This window comes from Nostoc sp. GT001, assembly GCF_030382115.1.
GTDB lineage: Bacteria > Cyanobacteriota > Cyanobacteriia > Cyanobacteriales > Nostocaceae > Nostoc.
Genome location: NZ_JAUDRJ010000003.1, coordinates 6,669,664 through 6,689,273 on the forward strand (window position 1 = coordinate 6,669,664; position 19,610 = coordinate 6,689,273).

Here is a 19,610-nt window from a genome sequence, read left to right on the forward strand (position 1 = left end):
GTCAAAAGTGGAACCCATAGCGATTATAGGCATCGGTTGCCGTTTTCCTCATGCTAATAATCCCGAATCATTCTGGAAGCTTTTGCATAATGGCATCGATGCGATCGCTCAAGTGCCAAAAGACCGATGGGATGTTGAGGCTTTTTACGATCCCGATCCGGCTACTCCAGGGAAAATGAACACTCGCTGGGGCGGTTTCTTAGATCAAGTAGATCGATTCGACCCCAATTTTTTTGGGATTTCTCCCCGTGAAGCCGAACGCATAGACCCCCAGCACAGACTGGTTTTGGAAGTAGCTTGGGAGGCTTTAGAAGATGCCGCGATCGCACCAGAAAGTCTCGCGGGTAGCCAAACTGGTGTTTTTATTGGCATTGGCAACTACGACTACGGCAGATTTTTATGTAGTGATTTAGCCAACATCAATATTCATAATGGCACTGGTCTGACTCTGAGCATTGCCGCTAATCGCTTATCTTATCTGCTGGATTTGCATGGGCCAAGTATGGCTATCGAAACAGCTTGTTCCTCATCCTTGGTAGCAATTCACTCTGCTTGTCAAAGTTTGCAAAGTGGGGAGTCTAACTTAGCAATTACTGGCGGTGTCAGCCTGATGCTATCGCCAGACATGACAATTACCTTCTCCCAAGCCCGGATGATGGCTCCTGATGGTCGATGTAAAACCTTTGATGCTAGTGCCAATGGATACGTCCGGGGTGAGGGTTGCGGTATTACGATTCTCAAGCGCCTCAGTGATGCCATTCAGGATCGAGACCGCATCTTAGCAGTAATTAAAGGTTCGGCAGTTAATCACGATGGACTCAGTAACGGGATTACAGCACCGAATGGCTTGGCTCAACAGGCAGTGATTCGCCAAGCTTTAAAAAACGCTGGTGTCGCACCCGCAGAGATTAGCTATATAGAAGCCCACGGAACTGGTACTCCTCTAGGAGATCCAATTGAGATTAGAGCGTTAAAAGCAGTATTGATGTCGGGGCGTTCCCCTGAACAACGCTGTGGAATTGGCTCGGTGAAAACAAATATTGGTCATTTAGAACCAGCCGCTGGGGTAGCAGGTTTAATTAAGGTAGTGTTATCGCTACAACACAAGAAAATTCCCCCCCACCTCCACTTGCAGCAGTTAAATCCCCATCTAGGTTTAGATGGAACACCATTTTTTATTCCTGGGGAATGTCAACCTTGGCCTAGCGATCGCCTTTTGGCTGGTGTGAGTGGGTTTAGCTTTGGTGGCACTAATTCTCATCTGATTTTAGAAGCTTCGCCTGAAGGGAGCGGAGGAGCAGGGGAGCAGGGGGGCAGGGGGGGCAGCACTTCGGCTCCCTTCGGCTCCGCTCAGGGCAAGTCGCTCTGTTACCGAGGAGCAGGGGGGCAGGGGAGCGGGGGGGATTTTTCAAGTTGAGCGATCGCTGCATCTTCTGACTCTATCGGCTAAGAATGAGGCGGCTTTGCAGGAATTGGCGCAACGTTATGCTGATTTCTTTGCGGCTGATGACCCCTCTCCAAACCTCTCTCCGCTTCGGGGAGAGGCTTTAATTCCCCCTTCCCTTGTAGGGAAGGGGGGTAGGGGGGTTAGGTCTGCAGATGAGTTTAAAGTTTCTAAATCTTTTCCGGAGATGTCTGATGTATCTTTGGCAGATGTCTGCTTTAGTGCCAACACGGGGCGATCGCATTTTGCCCATCGGTTGGCAATTGTCGCGCAATCAAGCAAACAGTTAGGCGATCGCCTCAGTAATTTAACTGAGAATCAGGCAATGACTGGAATATTGGCTGGTAAGGTTGCCAGCCGCAAGTCCTTGAAAATAGCCTTTTTATTCACCGGACAGGGGTCACAATACGTAGGCATGGGTCGTCAACTTTACGAAACCCAGCCTACCTTCCGCAAAACTCTCGAACGTTGCGATGAAATTCTCCGTCCCTATTTGGACAAGCCGTTGCTGGAAATCCTCTATGCAACCGATGCTGAAAGTTCACTTTTAGACGAAACTGCCTATACCCAACCCGCTTTATTTGCCCTAGAATATGCCCTCGCCGAATTATGGCAGTCTTGGGGTGTTATCCCTCACGTCGTAATTGGTCACAGTTTGGGTGAATATGTCGCCGCTTGTGTGGCGGGGGTATTTAGCCTGGAAGAAGGTCTAAAGCTAGTGGCAAAAAGAGCTAGTTTGATGCAGTCATTGCCCCAAACTGGTGAAATGGTCGCTGTCTTTGCCTCTGAAAGTCAGGTAAAAGCAGCAATTCAACCATACTCCTCAGAAGTTGCCATTGCCGCGATTAATGGACTTGAGAATATTGTCATTTCCGGTCTGCGATCGCCAGTCAGGGCACTAGTTGCCGCCTGAGTCAGCCCAAGGAATCAAAACTCAACAGTTGCGAGTTTCTCACGCCTTTCATTCCCCACTCATCGCCCCGATGCTGGATAGCTTTGAGACTGAGGCCAGCCAAGTAAAGTTTCAAACTCCACGCCTACCCCTAATTTCTAACCTCACAGGCGAAATGCTGCCCTCTGAATATATCCCTGATGCCAATTATTGGCGACGGCATACCAGAGAACCAGTAAAATTCATGGCGGGGATAAATAGTTTATTTGCTCAAGGCTATAACTTATTTTTAGAAATCGGTTCCAAGCCCATCCTCTCCAGAATGGGCCAAAAATGCCAGCAAAGTCATGCAACCTGGCTCCCTTCCCTATCCCCAGGACAAGAGGATTGGCAAGTGTTGCTTTCGAGCTTATCTGCTCTGTACGTGCAAGGGGTAAATATTAACTGGAGGGGATTCGATCGAGATTATTCCAGAAATAAGCGATCGCTTCCTACCTATCCCTTCCAACGTCAACGTTACTGGATTCAAGATACAACTCAAGTCATGGATGAACAGAAATTAGATGCCAAGGTATCCCAGTTCCAGACAGATGCAATTTCTCACACCAAACCACCACAGCAAATTTTAGTCACATTGGGTTCTATTATCAGTAAATTACTGCAATTAGATCCTAATGAAATAGATATTCACACACCTTTTTTGGAAATGGGGGCTGATTCGCTGATCCTCATTGATGCGATCGCAGCGATTGAAAACACATATAACATTAAGATATCTATTAGCCAGCTATTTGAAGAATATAGAACCATTGAGGCGTTAGCAACTTACATTGCTCAGAATGTACCTTCCCCGGAATTAGAGTCTCAGCCTACACAGCCAGAGCAATTAACCCCACAAATTGCGAATACAGTAATTCCCAATTCACCAGAAACTTTGCATGAGTCAGCATTAGAGCGAATTATGTCACAGCAACTTCAAGTGATGTCTCAGCTAATGTCTCAGCAGCTAGAACTATTACAGGGTAAGGGAAGTAATCAAGCGCAGGTATCATCACCCTCAAATGGAGGTTCTTTATCCCCACAGCAAGCAACTGCACCTACTGTTAATTATTACCAGAACGGCAAACCAAATCAGCAGCTAGTTTCAGAAACTCAAATTAGGGAACTGAACCCACAACAACAGCGCCATTTACAAGCACTGATCGCCCGCTATACCAAACGGACGCAACAATCTAAGCAACGAGCCGAAATCAGCCGCTCTCTTCTGGCTGATAGTAGGGCTGTGGCTGGATTCCGCCCTTCCATCAAAGAAATGGTCTATCCGATTATTGGAGAACGAGCAAAAGGTGCAAAATTTTGGGATATTGATGGTAACGAGTATATCGACATCTCGATGGGGTTTGGGGTGTTGCTGTTTGGTCATGATGCACCATTTATAACTCAAGCCTTGACAGAACAGATTCACCAAGGAATACAACTAGGGCCTCAATCCAATCTGGCAACAGAGGTAGCTGGGTTAATCTGTGAATTAACTAATATGGAGCGAGTCACTTTCTGTAATACAGGTACAGAAGCGGTGATGACAGCGCTGCGGTTGGCACGGACAACGACTGGCCGGAATAAGATTGCTCTATTTACTGGCTCCTATCATGGTCATTTCGATGGAGTCTTAGCTAGGGCAGTCCAAGGTGAGACGAATACTGTACCAATGACTGTAGGGATCTCACCTTATGCAGTTGCCGATGTGCTGGTACTGGATTATGGCAATCCCCAATCCCTGGATATTTTACGGACTCATGCTGGCGAACTGGCGGCTGTATTGGTTGAACCAGTGCAAAGTCGCCATCCTCATTTACAACCCCAAGGGTTTTTACAACAGTTGAGGCAATTGACACAAGCTGAGGGAATTGCCCTAATTTTCGATGAAGTAATTACAGGTTTCCGCATCCATCCAGGAGGCTTTCAGGCTTACTGTGGGATTGAAGCGGATCTGGTAATCTATGGCAAAATTATCGGCGGCGGACTACCGATGGGAGTCATCGCTGGTAAGAGGGATTACATGAATGGCATTGACGGCGGGATATGGAACTATGGTAATGCCTCCTATCCTCAAGCACAAAAGACTTTTTTCGCTGGAACCTTTAATAAAAATCATCTAGGAATGGCGGCAGCACGGGCAGTATTGCAACATCTCAAGCAAGAAGGTTTTGGCCTGCAACAGCAATTAAACCATAATACCTCTGAGTTAGCGGCAACCCTGAATGCTTACTTCCAAGCGGAGAATGTACCGATAGAGTTAGTCCATTTTGGCTCCCTATTTCGCTTCGCTTCCTCAGAAAATATAGACTTGCTGTTTTATCATTTACTAGAAAAAGGCATTTACATTTGGGAAGGGCGTAACTGCTTTCTCTCAACTGCACATACCCATGCAGATATCGATCGCATCATCCAGGCAGTCAAAGATAGTATCAAGGAACTGCGACAAGGAGGTTTTTTGCTCAAAGGTGGGAGTAAGTCGCCAGCAAGTGAACTACCTGTCACGCCGTCAAAGAAAGCACCACTTCACTTCCCAAGCCCAAAAGAAATTAGCGATCGCCTTACACCCCAATTCCAACAATTAATTGTCCAGGAAGACTTAGAAGCTTATCAACAAGGATTAACTAAACTAGAAGCTTTGAGCCTGACTTATATCCTCAAAGCCTTCCAATCAATGGGTTGGGAGTTTCACCCAGGTAAGGAGTTTACATTGGTAGCGATCGCTCAACAGTTGGGTGTGGTTAACCAACACCAACGCTTACTAGGTCGCCTCCTGGAGATATTGGCAGAAGAAGGAATACTGCGTCCAGTTAGCGATGGCTGGGAAGTGATGCGAGTCCCGAAAATTGAACATTTTCAGGCCGGGGAAATTTTAAGTGAGTACCCAGCTTTAGAAGCAGAGTTATCTTTGCTACAGCGTTGCGGACAAGAACTAGCACAGGTGTTACAAGGAAAACGTCACCCATTAGAGTTATTATTCCCCAATGGCGACTCAACAAGTTTAACCAAGCTGTATCAGGATTCACCCGTAGCACGAATCATGAACGCTATGGTACAAAAAACAATTGCGATCGCACTGGAAAATTTGCCCAAGGGTAGTAACGTCGGAATTCTCGAAATTGGCGCTGGGACTGGGGGAACAACAGCCCATATCCTGCCTCATCTGCCCGAACGACAAACAAAATATCTATTTACCGATTTGTCCCCCTTATTCCTTGCCAAAGCTAGGCAGAAATTTGGCGATTATCCATTTGTAGGTTATGAAATATTAGACATCGAACAAGAGCTTGAAGCTCAAGGTTTTGATTCTCATCAATACGATATCATTGTGGCGGCTAATGTCTTGCACGCCACCGCAGATTTGCGTAATTCCCTGAAACAGGTGTTGCAGTTATTGCTTCCAGGGGGACTGCTAGTGCTGATGGAAGGGACAACTCGCCAGCGTTGGCTGGATTTAATATTTGGATTAACTCAGGGGTGGTGGAAATTTGGCGATTCCAATTTGCGACCATCTTACCCATTGCTTGATGCTTCCCAATGGCAAACCTTATTAGAGGAGAGCGGATTTAGAGAAGTAATGACTATTCCTGCTACCTCGCAGATGTTTGCAGTTTTACCCCAACAGTCCGTAATTGTCGCTGAAGCAGCACAAAAAATCCCCCTAACTGAGGCTCAAAAACAACTCTGGGTGTTGGCGCAGATGAGCGAAGAAGGTTCAATTGCCTACAACGAATCTGTAAGTCTGCAATTACAGGGGTCACTTGACTTAGAGGCAATGTATCAGGCTGTGCAAAAAATTGTCAATCGCCATGAGGCTTTACGAACTATTATCAGCACTCAAAGTAATTGTCAGCAGATATTACCTTCTGTGAAAATCGATATTCCGATAATTGATTTCTCAAATTGGGATAGTAGCACCTGCAAAGTTCAAGTCGCTAAGTGGCTAGAAAAAGAGGGACGCAAACCTTTCGACTTTAGTGTTGGGCTCTATTACGCGTCCATATCCTTAAGCTAGAGCCACAACTGCATCTATTGGTGCTGACAGTTCATCACATTATTATTGATGGCTGGTCAATTGATGTCATCTTCAAGGATTTGGGTGCGATATATTCAGCAGAATGTCAGAATATTCCAGATGAAATGGAAGAACCAATGCAATTCCGGCAATACATAAACTGGCAAGAACAGCAAATTCAAACTGAGAAAATGCTAGCAGACAAATCTTACTGGTTAGGACAATTTGCTGATTCAATTCCCGTCTTAGAGTTGCCAACAGATTACCCGCGTCCCCAAGTACAAACTTATGCTGGGGTTGAACAAACGCTACTCGTTGATGCTGAATGTTTGCGTGAGTTAAAAAGCTTCAGCAATCAGCATAGATGTACCTTGTTTATGACCTTAATTGCTGTCTTAAATTTGTTATTACATCACTTATCTGGTCAAAATGACATCGTGATTGGTGTTCCTACGGCTGGACAAACTTGTGTAGAAGATAAAGACCTAGTTGGCTATTGTGCTAATGTATTGCCATTGCGCTTTGTAGTTAAAAACCAAAGTTTTAGTGACTATCTCAATACTATTAAAAAGGTAGTTTTGCAGGGCTATGAGCATCAAAATTATCCGATTAGCCAATTGCTCAAGGAACTGAATATTAAGCGCGATCCCAGCCGACCACCTCTGATTACAACATTAGTTGGTATGGATAAATTTGGTGTTGAACTAAAATTTTTTGGGCTGAAAGTTGAGGGCTTGACAAATTATCTTGGCATTGCTCGGAGAGAACTAACTTGGAATATGGTTGAGAGCGATGGGAAACTATCATTGAAGTGTAATTACAACGCAGATATTTATAGTGCCTCTACAATTCGGCTCTGGATGCAGCAATTGGAAACCATTTTCCACACTGTCATAAAACAGCCCGATATCAGCCTAGATGCGATCGCCGAAAAACTGACTCAAGTAGATGGACAAAAACAGATTGGAGAAGAACAAAAATTAGCAGTGGCTAGTATGCAAAAGTTAAAAAACTTTAAGAGAAATTCTATATAATATCAAAAGTATTTATGAATACTTTGAATCTAAAATTATATTTGCTGACAAAATGAGATTTTTCTAAACAATCATGAATAACCCAATGACAAATTTGCCTAGTTTTGATCCAAATCTTCAAATTAAATTAGAAACTTTTAAAGTTTTGCCAAGATTTGTAGGCACTTGGGAAGGAAACTGGATTCGCCTAGATGAAAATGGTAATGAAATTGAGAGATTCACATCACTTTTAAATCAAAATATTATTAATAATCAATGGGTACAAACTAATCAGAATAAATATCCTGATGGTAAAATTGTTAACATAAGTTTTTTTGGCAAGGCTGTGGGGGTAGGTAAGGTACTTTTTGAAAGTCCCGATTATCCTTATTGCAATTTTCAGATGATAGTAGAAGAATATAGTGATAATATTATCATGATTAGAGTATCAGATAAGATAACAGGTTTTCCATTAGCATTAGAAACTATCAACTTAATTAGTGATACTGAAAGAATCAGGACGTTACAAAAGTTTAAGCTACCAGATGGAAAATTATCTGGATTCATAATTGTTGTTGAAAACAAGATTTTGCGAAATTCGGGGCGTGATTATCAATAGAGTTATTGGGAAATAATTCATAGTTAGTGGCTCAAATTAATTGCAAATAAGCCGGATGCCTGTTTACCAACTGTTGCATAGAGCAATATAGAACCCATTTGATATCTTTTAGCCGATCAAATCGTAAGGCAAAAGGTTCTTGTTCTGGAAAGCGGTCATTTAATAATGGAAAAGTCCGTTTTTGCGGACTTTATTTGTTGAGTTATATCATGTCCGCTTGATTGCTTATTAAACCCGAAGAACCCCACCCCCGCCAAAGCTACGCTTTGTCTCCCCTCCCGAAGAGCGGGGAGGGGATTAAGGGGAGCCAGCGCGGTCTTGGGGGTTTCCCCCATGAGCGACTGGCGTGTGCAGGGTGGATTAATTGTCGAGAGAGAAAATATAACATAGAAGGATGATTCCTTAAGAAAAACACGGTTCTCCCAGAGGAAAGTTAGGAATGAATTTAATCGAAGCAATCCAAGGGGTTCCCGATTATCGACATGCTAGAGGTATTAGACATAGACTTTGGATAATACTAACTATAGTTTTGTTAGGTAGTTGTACAGGATATTGGGGGTATAAACCTTTAGCTGAGTTCACAAAAAATCATCGATTATCTCTAATCAAATTATTAGATTTATCTCCAGATATTCAATTTCCGTCAGCATCAACATTCAGAAATATTATGATGTCAATTGATTTTCAGATATTAGCTGAACTGTTTAACGTCTGGGCAGAAAAGAGTTTGCCAATTAATTTCAAAGAATTATTTGCCATCGATGGGAAATGTATTAAAAGTACTGTAACCGGGGGAAATCAATCCTATCAAAACTTTGTGAGTATCGTTTCAGTTTTCAGTTTATAGTCATCAGCAAGGATGGGTAATCAGACATCAAGCTATGGAAAATAACAAAAACAGTGAGATTAGTGTGGTAGAAGAGCTAATTAAAAAGCTTTATGGGCATCATATCGTGATTACAGCCGATGCACTACATTGCCAAAAAAACTGTTGAGCTGATTATCGAGGGAGAAAATGACTACATTATTACTATTAAAAGAAACCAGCCAAATCTCCTGAAAGTAGCTACTGAGCTAGCTGAATCCTCAATCGCTATCGATACCAATTACCATGATGAAAATTTACATGGACGAAAGACTACTCGTCAAGTCAAAGTCTATCCAATTCCATTTGAGTCACTACCTGATTGGGTTGGCGCTAAAAGTTTAATTGAGGTTAACAGATATGGAACTCGACCTCAAGGATAGAATTGTCGTCGCCAGATTGTTGACTATCATGAACAACACTTTTATTTAAGTAGCTGAAATTATTCAGCTTCAGAATTCGCGGAGATTATTCGTGGTCATTGGTCAATTGAAAATCAACTTCATTGGGTCAAGGATGTAACTTTAAATGAAGATAACTGTATTCATACTGGCGGTTTTTCACCAGCTAATTGGGCGATGGTCAGACAGTTTTTAGTTTCCCTGGCTCGTCAGTTAAATTGTCGGACTCTTCCCGAAGCGTTAAGGCTGATGGCTAACCAACTTCAAATGATTTTTGATGCGCTATTTGACCACTCCGACTCCTTTTGCCCAATGCCTGTGAGTCCAATGGTCGAGTGAGAAAACTTTTTCTCGCCCGACAATTAATCCACCCTGCATGAGCGACTGGCGTGTGGGGTGCAATGACTGTGGTTAGCATAACTAATTATGCGGACATGATATTATAAATAATCGTGTCTCAGTCGTTACATTAACTTCGCTTTGTAGAAGGTTGTTTCTGTTTTGAAACACTAGGCTGAGGGTTTAAAAATGGGGGGATAGGACAGTCTAGCGTCATGGCGATCGCTCTGAGTAAATCTGCCTCTGAAGGAGTAACTTTGTTATCTAATAGTACCGTGTGGGCGCAAGCATCAACAATAGCTTGTTTGAGTTTGGGAGTGGCAAGACGCAGGCGCTCAATACTTTTCTTTAGTTCAGTAAAATTACAAGTTAATGGCATTTCTGGTTTTTCTTGCTCTCCGGCTTTGGGAAGTCGAAAAACTCCAGAACGAAAAGCATAGGCGATATCTTCAGTAGACGCATCGGGTTGGGAGTGTCCGACACGAGCAATTACGGACAGAACTAATAGACTATCTGGCCAAATCTGTTCGATGGAGGTGAATTCTACTGGTGTAGTAGATGTGGGATTTATACTAGGTTGCAGACGATGCCACATTATTAACTGCAACACAAAATGCCACAGCGATAAACTTCCGGTGGCTACAACTAAACCGTGGATGCATTTGCATAGCCTTTGGCATTCTTTGGCAGAGTTTTGGCGCAATACGGGTACTGCCAAATCCACAAGTGGTAAGCGAATTCTGGGATCTAACTGATTAATTTCGCTACTTAATTGTAGGGTTTTCTCTACCAAATCAGCAGGTTGTACTTCTCGTAACCAAGCAATTTGACGTTCTTTAATTTGGAGATTTTCCGTATCTAATGCTAGCGCCAAAGCGATCGCCATTGCACTTTGTTGCTCACGCGCACCCAAACGCAGGGATTCTGGTAACTGCGATAACAGCGCTTGAGCATGGGCAAAATGCTCTGGTGTAACGCTTCCAACTTGGTTTACAACCTGTTCTGGCGTGGCGTTAGAACCACCAGCAAAGCCCATTGTTAGGGATTCTTGGGAAGGAGAACGCATTTGATTGCGAGATGGCATTGCTGCTAAATTGCTGACGTTCAAACCCCCAACGCGGCGGATACGTTCTGCTAGGGGTGGGTGGGTAGAAAACATATCTTCCCAGAAAGAGGGGTTGAGGGCATTGCCAAAAAACATGTGGCTAGAGGCTTCTGCACCCGGCGATATTAACCGTGAATCCATCTGTTGGAGTTTTTGAAAGACTCCGGTAAGTCCGTTGGGGTTGCGAGTGAACTGTACGGCTGAAGCATCAGCGAGAAATTCGCGTTGGCGAGAGACGGCGGCTTTAATCAAGCGTCCGCAAAGTAATCCGATACCGCCAATTGCCATTAGTGCCAAACCAAATGCCCAGATAGGTAAACCCTTGTCTTCCTTTCCTAAACGGAAGCTACCGCGAAGACGCCACAGCAATTCTCCGGTTAAATAAATGAACAAAATCCCATGCAGTAATCCTACTAAACGCAAATTCAGCCGCATATCTCCATTGAGAATATGACTGAATTCGTGGCCGATAACTCCTTGTACTTCATCCCGGCTCAGGTGTTCCAAAGTTCCACGGGTAACTCCAATTACAGCATCATTGGGCGTAAATCCAGCAGCAAAGGCATTAATGCCTGTTTCTCTGTCGAGGAGATAAACTTGTGGGACAGAAATACCAGAAGCGATCGCCATTTCCTCGACAATATTTAATAGTTGTCGCCCTTGTTCGTCGGCCATTTCTGGTAGCAGGAGTCTTCCTCCTAACTCTTGGGCAATTACGCTTCCACCCTGCCGGAGACAGGCAATTTTGTACAAACTTCCGATTGCGATCGCAATTATTGTAATCCCAGCTACATAAAGAAATAACCCTGGATGCCACCAAACACGAGGAGCCATGCGAAACAGAAATAAACTGGCAATATAAATCGCCATAATCATAACTGCGATCGACAGGGAAAATAACCCAATTAATTGTTGCGTATTTTGGCGTGCCCGATCCTGATGTTCAAAGAAATTCATAGACACCTAAAAAGACACGCGTGGGGCATTTCTGATTTCTGGAGTAGCTTCGGGGAGCAATTCTGCAACAGTAAAGTTAAATGTATTTGCCACCAGGTTGCTAGGGAAAGATTCACTCTTGGTGTTGTAAAGTGTCACTGCGTCATTAAAAGCCTGACGGGCAAAAGCAATCCGGTTTTCAGTGGAAGACAATTCTTCCATTACCTGAGTCATAGCGCGATCGGCTTTCAATTCTGGATAAGATTCTGAAAGTACCATCAACCGACTTAACGCACCCGTCAGCGCCCCTTCAGCATTGCCCAATTGTTGCATCGCTTGGGGATCTCCAGGATTTTGGGCGGCGCGACCGCTAGCATTAATTGCAGAATTTCGGGCGGCAATAACTGCTTCTAAGGTTTCTCGCTCATGTTTCATGTACCCCTTGGCTGTTTCCACCAAGTTGGGAATTAAGTCATAGCGGCGCTGTAATTGAACATCGATTTGAGAGTAAGCATTTTTGTAACGGTTGCGATACTTAACTAAATCGTTGTAGCTATTAATGATAATTACAGCAACAATGGCAACTAAAGCAACAGCAAATATTAAAAGCCCCATATTTTTAGATTATTTCCATCAGGTACTTACTTTTTTGCAGATTTACCAATTACGGTAATCCTCATATCCAACAGAATTTATGTGGATATAGAGATGAGTCTACTTGTCGCAAGTTGGCTTCGTCGTCTGTAAAATTAGTTACGCAAGTTTACTGATGTAGGATTTTTTAAATAACCGCAGAGGCGCAGAGAACGCAGAGTGAAATAAATTAAAGTTTGTAGTAAGGACTTTAGTACTGATAATCCTTGCTCTGAGCGATAAATCGCTCACTCAAACTAAGAGTTTATTTTATTGTATTTAATTATGTGTACCTACTTATCATCTCTGTGTACTCTGTGCCTCTGTAGTCGATTAAAAATTCTAGCCAGATATGTCACCGATGAATCTGAGTAAATAGGGAATAACCACTGACAGCAAAAATAAAAAGGATGGCGGCAGGAAAAATTATTACATCCCTGACAATAAATAAAATCCAATCTTTTCTTAGTTCTTGTTTAAACTTAAGTTCTCGCAGTTTTCGCTCAAGTTCTAAGTCTTCTGGTGACTGCAAGTTGACAGGTGGCAAAATTAGCGGATTATCGCCTTTGCTGGCAATTCTTTTTGATAAATCTGTTATATCTGTCATGCCGTTGAGATACTGATATTACTTAGTGTCTCATAAAAAAGAGCCAGAGAAGTAACTCTCTGGCTCAAAGCTGGAGACAAAAGAATCATCAAATAAAGGCTAACTTGGGTAAGAACCTAAATTCTTCCCAGGTTATGCAGCCCTAAAATAGTACCTACTCCCAAGATATGACCAAAGGCGGTAGTTGCTAAAAGGGCTGGTAAACCAAAACCACCAAAGAAATTGGCTGAGGGTAGTCCTGGTTCTGCGTTGGGATACTTGATGCTAGATTTGCCAAAGGCAATGGCAACGATATTAGCAATAATCATAATCAGTCCAACTGTAGGACTCCATTGCAGAGGTGTGGTTGCAGCAGCGAGTAAGGTTGAAGTCAACACCTAGATTTGCTCCTGAAATTTATTAATGGTTGAAAACATAATCTGAAACTTTCCGAAGCAAATTCAAGAAATTACCCGATTTTGCATCAATATTTAACAGTTATTCTTACTACTTAATAAAATATGAGTTCAACGCAGCGAGCTGACTGTGGTAGCTAGTTTGAATTTAAATATCTGAAACAAGCAAACTGGTAGTCTTTATTTATACTCAAACACCAGTGATTCTGATGAAATTATTGCAATGCATCCATCGCAATTTGTGCCGGAGTTACGAATAAAAATATCCTGACTTTTTGAAGGATATAGCAATACTTAAGAAATTCAAGGAGCGGATTCACCTTTTGGTAGATTTAGACAGAATCATCAAAACTGTATATTTGGATGGGATAACATATAATTTGCCGCAAAACCTCATGCTAAATCAGTAATTTCAAGATCGACAGATGAAATTTTGATTGAATTCTAGTTAATTTGTTCCTTAAGTTCCTCAAAAGCCATGACATCCCCTGAGCCTCAAACTGATTTTGGAGAAAAAGCTCCACAAACGTCATTTGAGCCACCTTCTGGAAAACGGCGGTGGCTTTGGTTGAGTTTAGCCGCACTCCTATTGTTAGGGGGCGGAGCAACTCTAGTCTGGCGTTTACTGACTCCACAAAATTCAGCACCTTCAAATACTAACGCTCAACCTCAAGGGGTAAGAGTCAAAATATCAACAGTACAAAGCGGCATAATTGAGGAAAGTTCAGATTTTATTGCTAGTCTAAAATCCCTGCGCTCAGTCACGCTCCAACCGAGGATTCAGGGTCAAGTTACCCAGATACTTGTCAAATCTGGAGATCCTGTCGTCGAAGGAGCGGCAATTCTCCAAGTAGATCCTACACAACCAGCAGGTATCAGTGGAAGCAATACTGTGCCTCAAGCATTTTTAATGCAACTGGCAAATGCCCGCGCCACACTCAAATCTTTAGAAGCAGAACGACCATCCTACGTTGCGAATCTGCAATTGTACCAGCAGAACTACGAAAAGTTTGTCAGTCTAGCTGAACAAGGAGCCGTGTCTCGACAGACTAGCAATCAGTTTGCTAATCGGCTGGCCAATGCTAAGACTAGCCTGGATGCAATTGATTCCAGGATTCAAGCACAACGAGCCACCATCTTACAGGCTGAAAAATCCTTGCAGCAATCTAATGTAAATACTCAAACACAACAGCCCCAGTCTGACAAAATTACCGCTCCTTTTAGTGGCACAGTTGGCAACATCCCTGTGAAAGTCGGTGATTTAGTTAATACTTCTACACCATTAGTTAATATCACGCAAAATCGACCTTTAGAAGTGAATATCTCTGTACCACTACAGCAAGGGCCCCAATTGCGTAAGGGTATGCCAGTAGAGGTGATGAACACACAAGGTCAAAAGCTTGGTAGAAGTAGGATATTTTTTATTGCACCCAATGCCAGCAATGAAACACAAACGATACTGATTAAAGCACTTTTTGACAACACTAACAGTCAGCTACGTGCAGATCAATTAGTCAGAGCTAGAGTATTCTGGAATCAACGCCCCGGAGTTTTAATTCCCACAACAGCAATGACTCGTGTCGGTGGGGACACTTTTGTTTATGTAGTTGAAACAGAGACATCTCCCCAAGGTGTATCCCAACAAGTAGCTCGGCAAAGGCGAGTGAAGCTAGGCGAGATTAAAGGTAACAATTACCAAGTTATTGAAGGATTACAGCCAGAAGATAAAGTTATTATTTCAGGGTTGCTTAATCTCAGGGATGGTGTTGCGATCGTTCCAGAATTTTAATTAAGGGGAGTCGAAAGGAGGAGCAGGGGAGAAGTCTCAATCTTGTCTCCTACCAATCTTCACCTAATACCAATTTAATGTGAAGTTACACATATCTTGATCCCCCTAAATCCCCCTTAAAAAGGGGGACTTTGATAGATGTTTTTCCGGTTCCCCCCTTAATAAGGGGGGCTAGGGGGGATCGAATTCTATGCAGCTTCATAAAAAATTGGTATAAGAGCGTTAACTATAGCGATCACTCTTTGTTGGAGAACTTGTAAAGTAGTCTCTAGGTATCTATCTATGCAATACACTCTGAACTCACGTCCACTCTTTTCTCCTAAAAAGAAAGCATTGGTGAAATTTTAAGATATAACTCGTTTTGTCAATAGTGATTACGCTGTAAATTATCTATGCTATTGAGTATCTCATTAAGCTTTATACTAAATTTTATGCCAAGGATGAACGATGTTTTTAAATATGCGTAAGCGTAGCTAGTCTTGTCTATGAAACGCTATGCGAAGGCATCACAGGCTGGAAATTTACGTTTGTAACCTCGATTTTGACTAAATTTAATCACCACTACTTATTGGTGACAAGTTAATGACCTTAACCTGTCACCAATGAGTAACAGTAAGCAATTACTTGATTACGTAACAGAGGTAAATATTATGTCAGTGAAAATCATCCAATCTAAGTGCGGTTTAGTTTTAACTTGTTTACTTGGACAAATAACGTTGTTGGCTGCGCCAGTACAAGCTGGAGTGGAGGGCAAAAGCTACGATGTCAATGTTAATTCAAGTCAGGGAGATAATTTTACTGCTTGTTTGGAATTTAACGCCGATGGTAACAGCCTTCGCTTTGTTGGACTAAATGCTACTTATAGCCGTACAAATCTAGGTCAGGATCAGAGAAATTGGCAAGCAGTAACAAATCCAAATTTAGAAGAAAGTATCGCACTTAGCGGTCAAGTAAGAGGAGACTTTATTCCAGACCGGAGGATAAGTGGTAATGCTATCAATTCCCAAGGCACTACTTATACATTTAATGGAACACTCTTATCTGAGCCAACATGTCCAATTGAGATTGAATCCGTGATAGGTTCAGAAAATCCCTTCTTCAAATAATTTAATCTACGCAGATATGATAAACCAGATGAGCTTTTGGTTAACGAAGACAGACAATTTATAAAAGATGTTGGGCACGTATCCTCACCTTTTGCAAAGTATTTTCGGGGTTGCATATTTGCGGGATAATTTTACTATTTTTGTGGTATGGGCAACATGAGCGTCCCTTGTATTTCCGGGCAGGCAGGATGCCCACCCCACAAAAATCATCCCTTAATTCAGCAACGCCGTATTTTCATTTCTCCCGCCTGAGAGTTACTTGAATTCGCTGGCGGGATTTTGGCTGGAATGAAGTCGGCAGTTTTAGCTGCGATCGCTAAATTTAACCTTAGTACAATACCTTTAACAATAGATAATCACTTTAGTTAACCAAAATTAAACTCGATTAATCTATGGCATCTTTGACAGGGAAGGTTGCAATTATCACTGGTGCATCGCGGGGAATTGGACGAGCGATCGCACTAAAATTAGCTGGTAACGGTGCATCTATTGCCGTTAACTATGCGGGGAATGCAGGCAAAGCACAAGAAGTTGTTGCAGAAATTGAAAAGTTGGGAGTAGAAGCGATCGCTATCCAAGCTGATATTAGCAAAATACCCGACATCCAACGGTTATTTGAGCAAACACTTGAACGTTTTGGTAAACTTGACATTTTGGTCAATAATGCCGGAATCGCCTTCTATAAACCAATTACTCAGGTGACAGAAGAAGATTTCGACGCGATTTTTGCCATTAACGTCAAAGGTACTTATTTTACTTGCCAGCAAGCGGCGCAACACATGGCAGAAGGGGGACGGATTATCAACTTTTCCTCATCAACTACAATGATGATGCTGCCAACTTATAGTGCTTATGTAGGAACCAAGGGTGCTGTGGAACAAATCACGCGGGTACTAGCTAAAGAATTGGGTGCAAAAGCGATCGCAGTTAATGTTATTTCTCCTGGCCCCACCGATACAGAACTATTCCGAGAAGGCAAAACACAAGAACAGATAGATCGTTTAGCCCAAATGGCTGCTTTTGGCAAACTGGGAGATGTGCAAGAAATCGCCGATGTAGTAGCCTTTCTCGCTAGCGACGAAGCTAGGTGGATCACTGGGCAAAACATCCGTGTCAACGGTGGAATCGCGTGAGCAAAAGCTCTTCTAGCGATCCCCATTTTAAAACCTCAGTCAGTAATGTGCAACGTCGTAATAGAAATTTAAGTCATGAATTCTAATATCAATCTTTTCACACCAGTTCAGCTTGGCCCTTACACCCTACCAAACCGAATCGTAATGGCGCCGATGACGCGTTTGCGGGCAATTGCAAGCATCCCCAACTCGCTAATGGCAACTTACTACGCCCAACGCGCTAGTGCTGGGCTGATCGTTACTGAATGTACAATGGTTTCACCTCTAAGTTTAGGATACATTAACTGCCCAGGAATTTATTTAGAAGAACAAGTGGCAGGATGGCGGTTGATAACTAATGCAGTACACGAACAAGGGGGCAGAATTTTTTTGCAACTTTGGCATTCTGGGAGAGTTTCTCACTCGGCTTTACTTGATGGAGAATTGCCAGTTGCTCCCAGTGCGATCGCTGGAATTGGTTCTCTTCACACACCCATAGGTAAAGTATCGTTGGAAACTCCCCGTGCTTTAGAAACTCCAGAAATTACTGAAATTGTCGAGCAATTCCGCAAAGGTGCCGAAAATGCCTTGGCGGCTGGTTTTGATGGGATTGAACTTCACGGTGCATTTGGCTATTTAATCGATCAATTTCTCCAAGATGGCTCTAACCAGCGCACAGATGAGTATGGCGGTTCAATAGAAAAGCGTAGCCGATTCCTTTTAGAAGTTGTGGAAGCAGTCGCTAGCGTTTGGGGTGCGAACCGGGTTGGTATCAAACTTTCACCAAGTAACACTTTTTATGGAATGCATGACTCTAACCCTCAAGAAACTTTTGGTTATGCAATCAATGCTCTTAACCCCTTTGGACTTGCCTATCTTCACCTGATGGAACCGAACGAAGTCGATTTAGCAACCCGCGAAGTCATGAACCCAGTTACACCCTACTTTCGACAAATATTCCAAGGTACTTTGATTACTAATGGTGGCTATGATCGCCAAACAGGAGATAGCATTCTTACTAGTAGCAATGCAGATTTAGTTTCTTTTGGCAAGTTATATCTTGCTAATCCTGACTTACCAAAACGTTTAGAACTTAACGTACATTTTAACGCTCCAGATCCAAAGACATTTTATGCCCCTGATGCTACAGGATACACCGACTATCCCTTTTTAGAACTTCAGACAACTTGAAGCAATTACAGTCATCTCTAAATCAAAAATATAATTTGTCAGTTGCACAATTTTTCGGTTTTATAATTGTCCAAGTAGGAGAACACAGCCGTGCTAGCTTCCGATTAGAACGGATTGCTAAATATGGGATGACAAAGTTTGTATAAAGCATTTATAACTTATACAAATAACGGCTGATTATCCCGTTGTAGAGTCTGTGCTTTTGCACTAAATATCACTTATCAGGCATTAAAAAATTATGGATTTGTCCAACTTTACTACACTTCAAAACTTAGAAGCTGCTTTCGGTGGTGAATCGATGGCAAATCGTAAGTATCTGTTTTTCGCTGAGGTGGCACGTCAGCTTGGGTTTACAGACTTGGCGAAACTTTTTAAAGAAACAGCAGATCAAGAAACTGAACACGCTTTTGCACATTTTAAGTTACTACATCCAGAACTTGTGGTAGAAGATGCAGCTGCTTTAACTGATGAACAAAAGCGGCAAATTGTATCTCGCTGTTTATCTTTGGCAATTGAAGGCGAGACTTACGAATATACCACAATGTATCCAGAGTTTGCCGCAGATGCCCAACGCGATCGCGACAATCCCGCAGCTGAAGAATTTCTCAAACAAGTTCAAGAATCTACCGATCATGCCAACACATTTCGGGAAGCTGCACACCGTTTTGGCTTGTTAAAATTCATCGAAAATTATCACGCCGATCGCTACACTGAAGCCTTAGAAGTATTAAATGGTGGACAAGCAGCAACCAGGGTTGCTGGTGAAGAACCTAAAACTCGGAAATGGATTTGTAGACAATGCAGCATGATTTACGATCCCGTTGCTGGCGATCCTGATTCGGGAATTGCGCCTGGGACACCTTTTGAAGAAATTCCTGAAGACTGGGAATGTCCAATTTGCGGTGCTAGCAAAAAAACCTTTAAACCATTTGAGGAAAAAGTTGCAGCTTAAGACGACAATCAATTAGGCACTTTTTTAGCAACTATAGCAATCCTAAATGAGTTGTGAAAATGTGCGATGTCCAGATCCCCGACTTCTCGAAGAAGTCGGGGATCTAATTTTTCACGAATGATTTAGGATTGCTATAAACGCGAAGCATCTCTTGAGATGC

The 19,610-nt window shown here is 42.7% G+C and carries 17 protein-coding genes; 13 read left to right on the plus strand and 4 right to left on the minus strand.

The window, feature by feature from the left end; translation table 11 throughout:
* The first annotated feature begins 7 nt into the window (after positions 1-7).
* The 8 genes from QUD05_RS31095 to QUD05_RS31130 all read left to right on the plus strand — a co-directional run bounded on the left by QUD05_RS31095 (position 8) and on the right by QUD05_RS31130 (position 9,624).
* On the plus strand, positions 8-1,417 hold the full coding sequence (locus QUD05_RS31095) for a type I polyketide synthase (RefSeq protein ID WP_502911422.1): 1,410 nt from the start codon (positions 8-10) through the stop codon (positions 1,415-1,417).
* A 214-nt stretch (positions 1,418-1,631) separates the two neighbouring features.
* The gene (locus tag QUD05_RS31100) at positions 1,632-2,357 is read left to right on the plus strand and encodes an acyltransferase domain-containing protein (RefSeq protein ID WP_289799417.1); all 726 of its coding nucleotides are present in this window, start codon (positions 1,632-1,634) and stop codon (positions 2,355-2,357) included.
* Positions 2,347-6,387, plus strand: coding sequence for an aminotransferase class III-fold pyridoxal phosphate-dependent enzyme (locus QUD05_RS31105; RefSeq protein WP_289799418.1), 4,041 nt, complete (start codon positions 2,347-2,349; stop codon positions 6,385-6,387). The genes QUD05_RS31100 and QUD05_RS31105 overlap by 11 nt, the downstream gene beginning before the upstream one ends.
* A gap of 20 nt (positions 6,388-6,407) precedes the next feature.
* A complete protein-coding gene (locus tag QUD05_RS31110; RefSeq protein ID WP_289799419.1) occupies positions 6,408-7,421 on the plus strand; it encodes a condensation domain-containing protein in 1,014 nt (337 codons plus the stop codon).
* Positions 7,422-7,494: 73 nt separating this feature from the next.
* Positions 7,495-8,019, plus strand: a complete 525-nt coding sequence (locus tag QUD05_RS31115) for a hypothetical protein (RefSeq protein WP_289799420.1) — start codon at positions 7,495-7,497, stop codon at positions 8,017-8,019.
* Between the two features lie 439 nt (positions 8,020-8,458).
* Entirely contained in the window at positions 8,459-8,866 is a 408-nt protein-coding gene (locus QUD05_RS31120) for a transposase family protein (RefSeq protein ID WP_289795575.1), read from the plus strand.
* 119 nt (positions 8,867-8,985) lie between these two features.
* The gene (locus QUD05_RS31125) at positions 8,986-9,267 is read left to right on the plus strand and encodes a hypothetical protein (protein ID WP_289795576.1); all 282 of its coding nucleotides are present in this window, start codon (positions 8,986-8,988) and stop codon (positions 9,265-9,267) included.
* A gap of 195 nt (positions 9,268-9,462) precedes the next feature.
* Positions 9,463-9,624: a hypothetical protein gene (locus tag QUD05_RS31130; protein ID WP_289794484.1), complete on the plus strand. Its 162-nt coding sequence runs from the start codon at positions 9,463-9,465 to the stop codon at positions 9,622-9,624.
* Positions 9,625-9,754: 130 nt separating this feature from the next.
* On the opposite strand, the gene QUD05_RS31135 is transcribed toward QUD05_RS31130, so the two are convergent.
* The 4 genes from QUD05_RS31135 to psaK form a co-directional block, all read right to left on the minus strand.
* Positions 9,755-11,686, minus strand: coding sequence for a M48 family metallopeptidase (locus QUD05_RS31135; RefSeq protein WP_289799421.1), 1,932 nt, complete (start codon positions 11,684-11,686; stop codon positions 9,755-9,757).
* Positions 11,687-11,692: 6 nt separating this feature from the next.
* Positions 11,693-12,280: a LemA family protein gene (locus QUD05_RS31140; protein WP_289799422.1), complete on the minus strand. Its 588-nt coding sequence runs from the start codon at positions 12,278-12,280 to the stop codon at positions 11,693-11,695.
* 373 nt (positions 12,281-12,653) lie between these two features.
* Positions 12,654-12,905, minus strand: coding sequence for a hypothetical protein (locus QUD05_RS31145; protein WP_289799423.1), 252 nt, complete (start codon positions 12,903-12,905; stop codon positions 12,654-12,656).
* Between the two features lie 116 nt (positions 12,906-13,021).
* Positions 13,022-13,282: a photosystem I reaction center subunit PsaK gene (psaK, locus tag QUD05_RS31150; RefSeq protein ID WP_289799424.1), complete on the minus strand. Its 261-nt coding sequence runs from the start codon at positions 13,280-13,282 to the stop codon at positions 13,022-13,024.
* 496 nt (positions 13,283-13,778) lie between these two features.
* On the opposite strand from psaK, the gene QUD05_RS31155 reads away from it, so the two are divergent.
* From QUD05_RS31155 to QUD05_RS31175, 5 genes are all read left to right on the plus strand, one after another.
* Positions 13,779-15,089 carry an efflux RND transporter periplasmic adaptor subunit gene (locus tag QUD05_RS31155; RefSeq protein WP_289799425.1) on the plus strand — a complete coding sequence of 437 codons (1,311 nt, stop codon included), beginning with the start codon at positions 13,779-13,781 and terminating at the stop codon, positions 15,087-15,089.
* Between the two features lie 650 nt (positions 15,090-15,739).
* On the plus strand, positions 15,740-16,195 hold the full coding sequence (locus QUD05_RS31160) for a hypothetical protein (protein ID WP_289799426.1): 456 nt from the start codon (positions 15,740-15,742) through the stop codon (positions 16,193-16,195).
* Between the two features lie 392 nt (positions 16,196-16,587).
* The gene (locus QUD05_RS31165) at positions 16,588-17,328 is read left to right on the plus strand and encodes an SDR family oxidoreductase (protein ID WP_289799427.1); all 741 of its coding nucleotides are present in this window, start codon (positions 16,588-16,590) and stop codon (positions 17,326-17,328) included.
* 75 nt (positions 17,329-17,403) lie between these two features.
* On the plus strand, positions 17,404-18,498 hold the full coding sequence (locus QUD05_RS31170; protein ID WP_289799428.1) for an alkene reductase: 1,095 nt from the start codon (positions 17,404-17,406) through the stop codon (positions 18,496-18,498).
* Positions 18,499-18,736: 238 nt separating this feature from the next.
* A complete protein-coding gene (locus QUD05_RS31175) occupies positions 18,737-19,450 on the plus strand; it encodes a rubrerythrin family protein (RefSeq protein ID WP_289799429.1) in 714 nt (237 codons plus the stop codon).
* Positions 19,451-19,610: the final 160 nt, after the last annotated feature.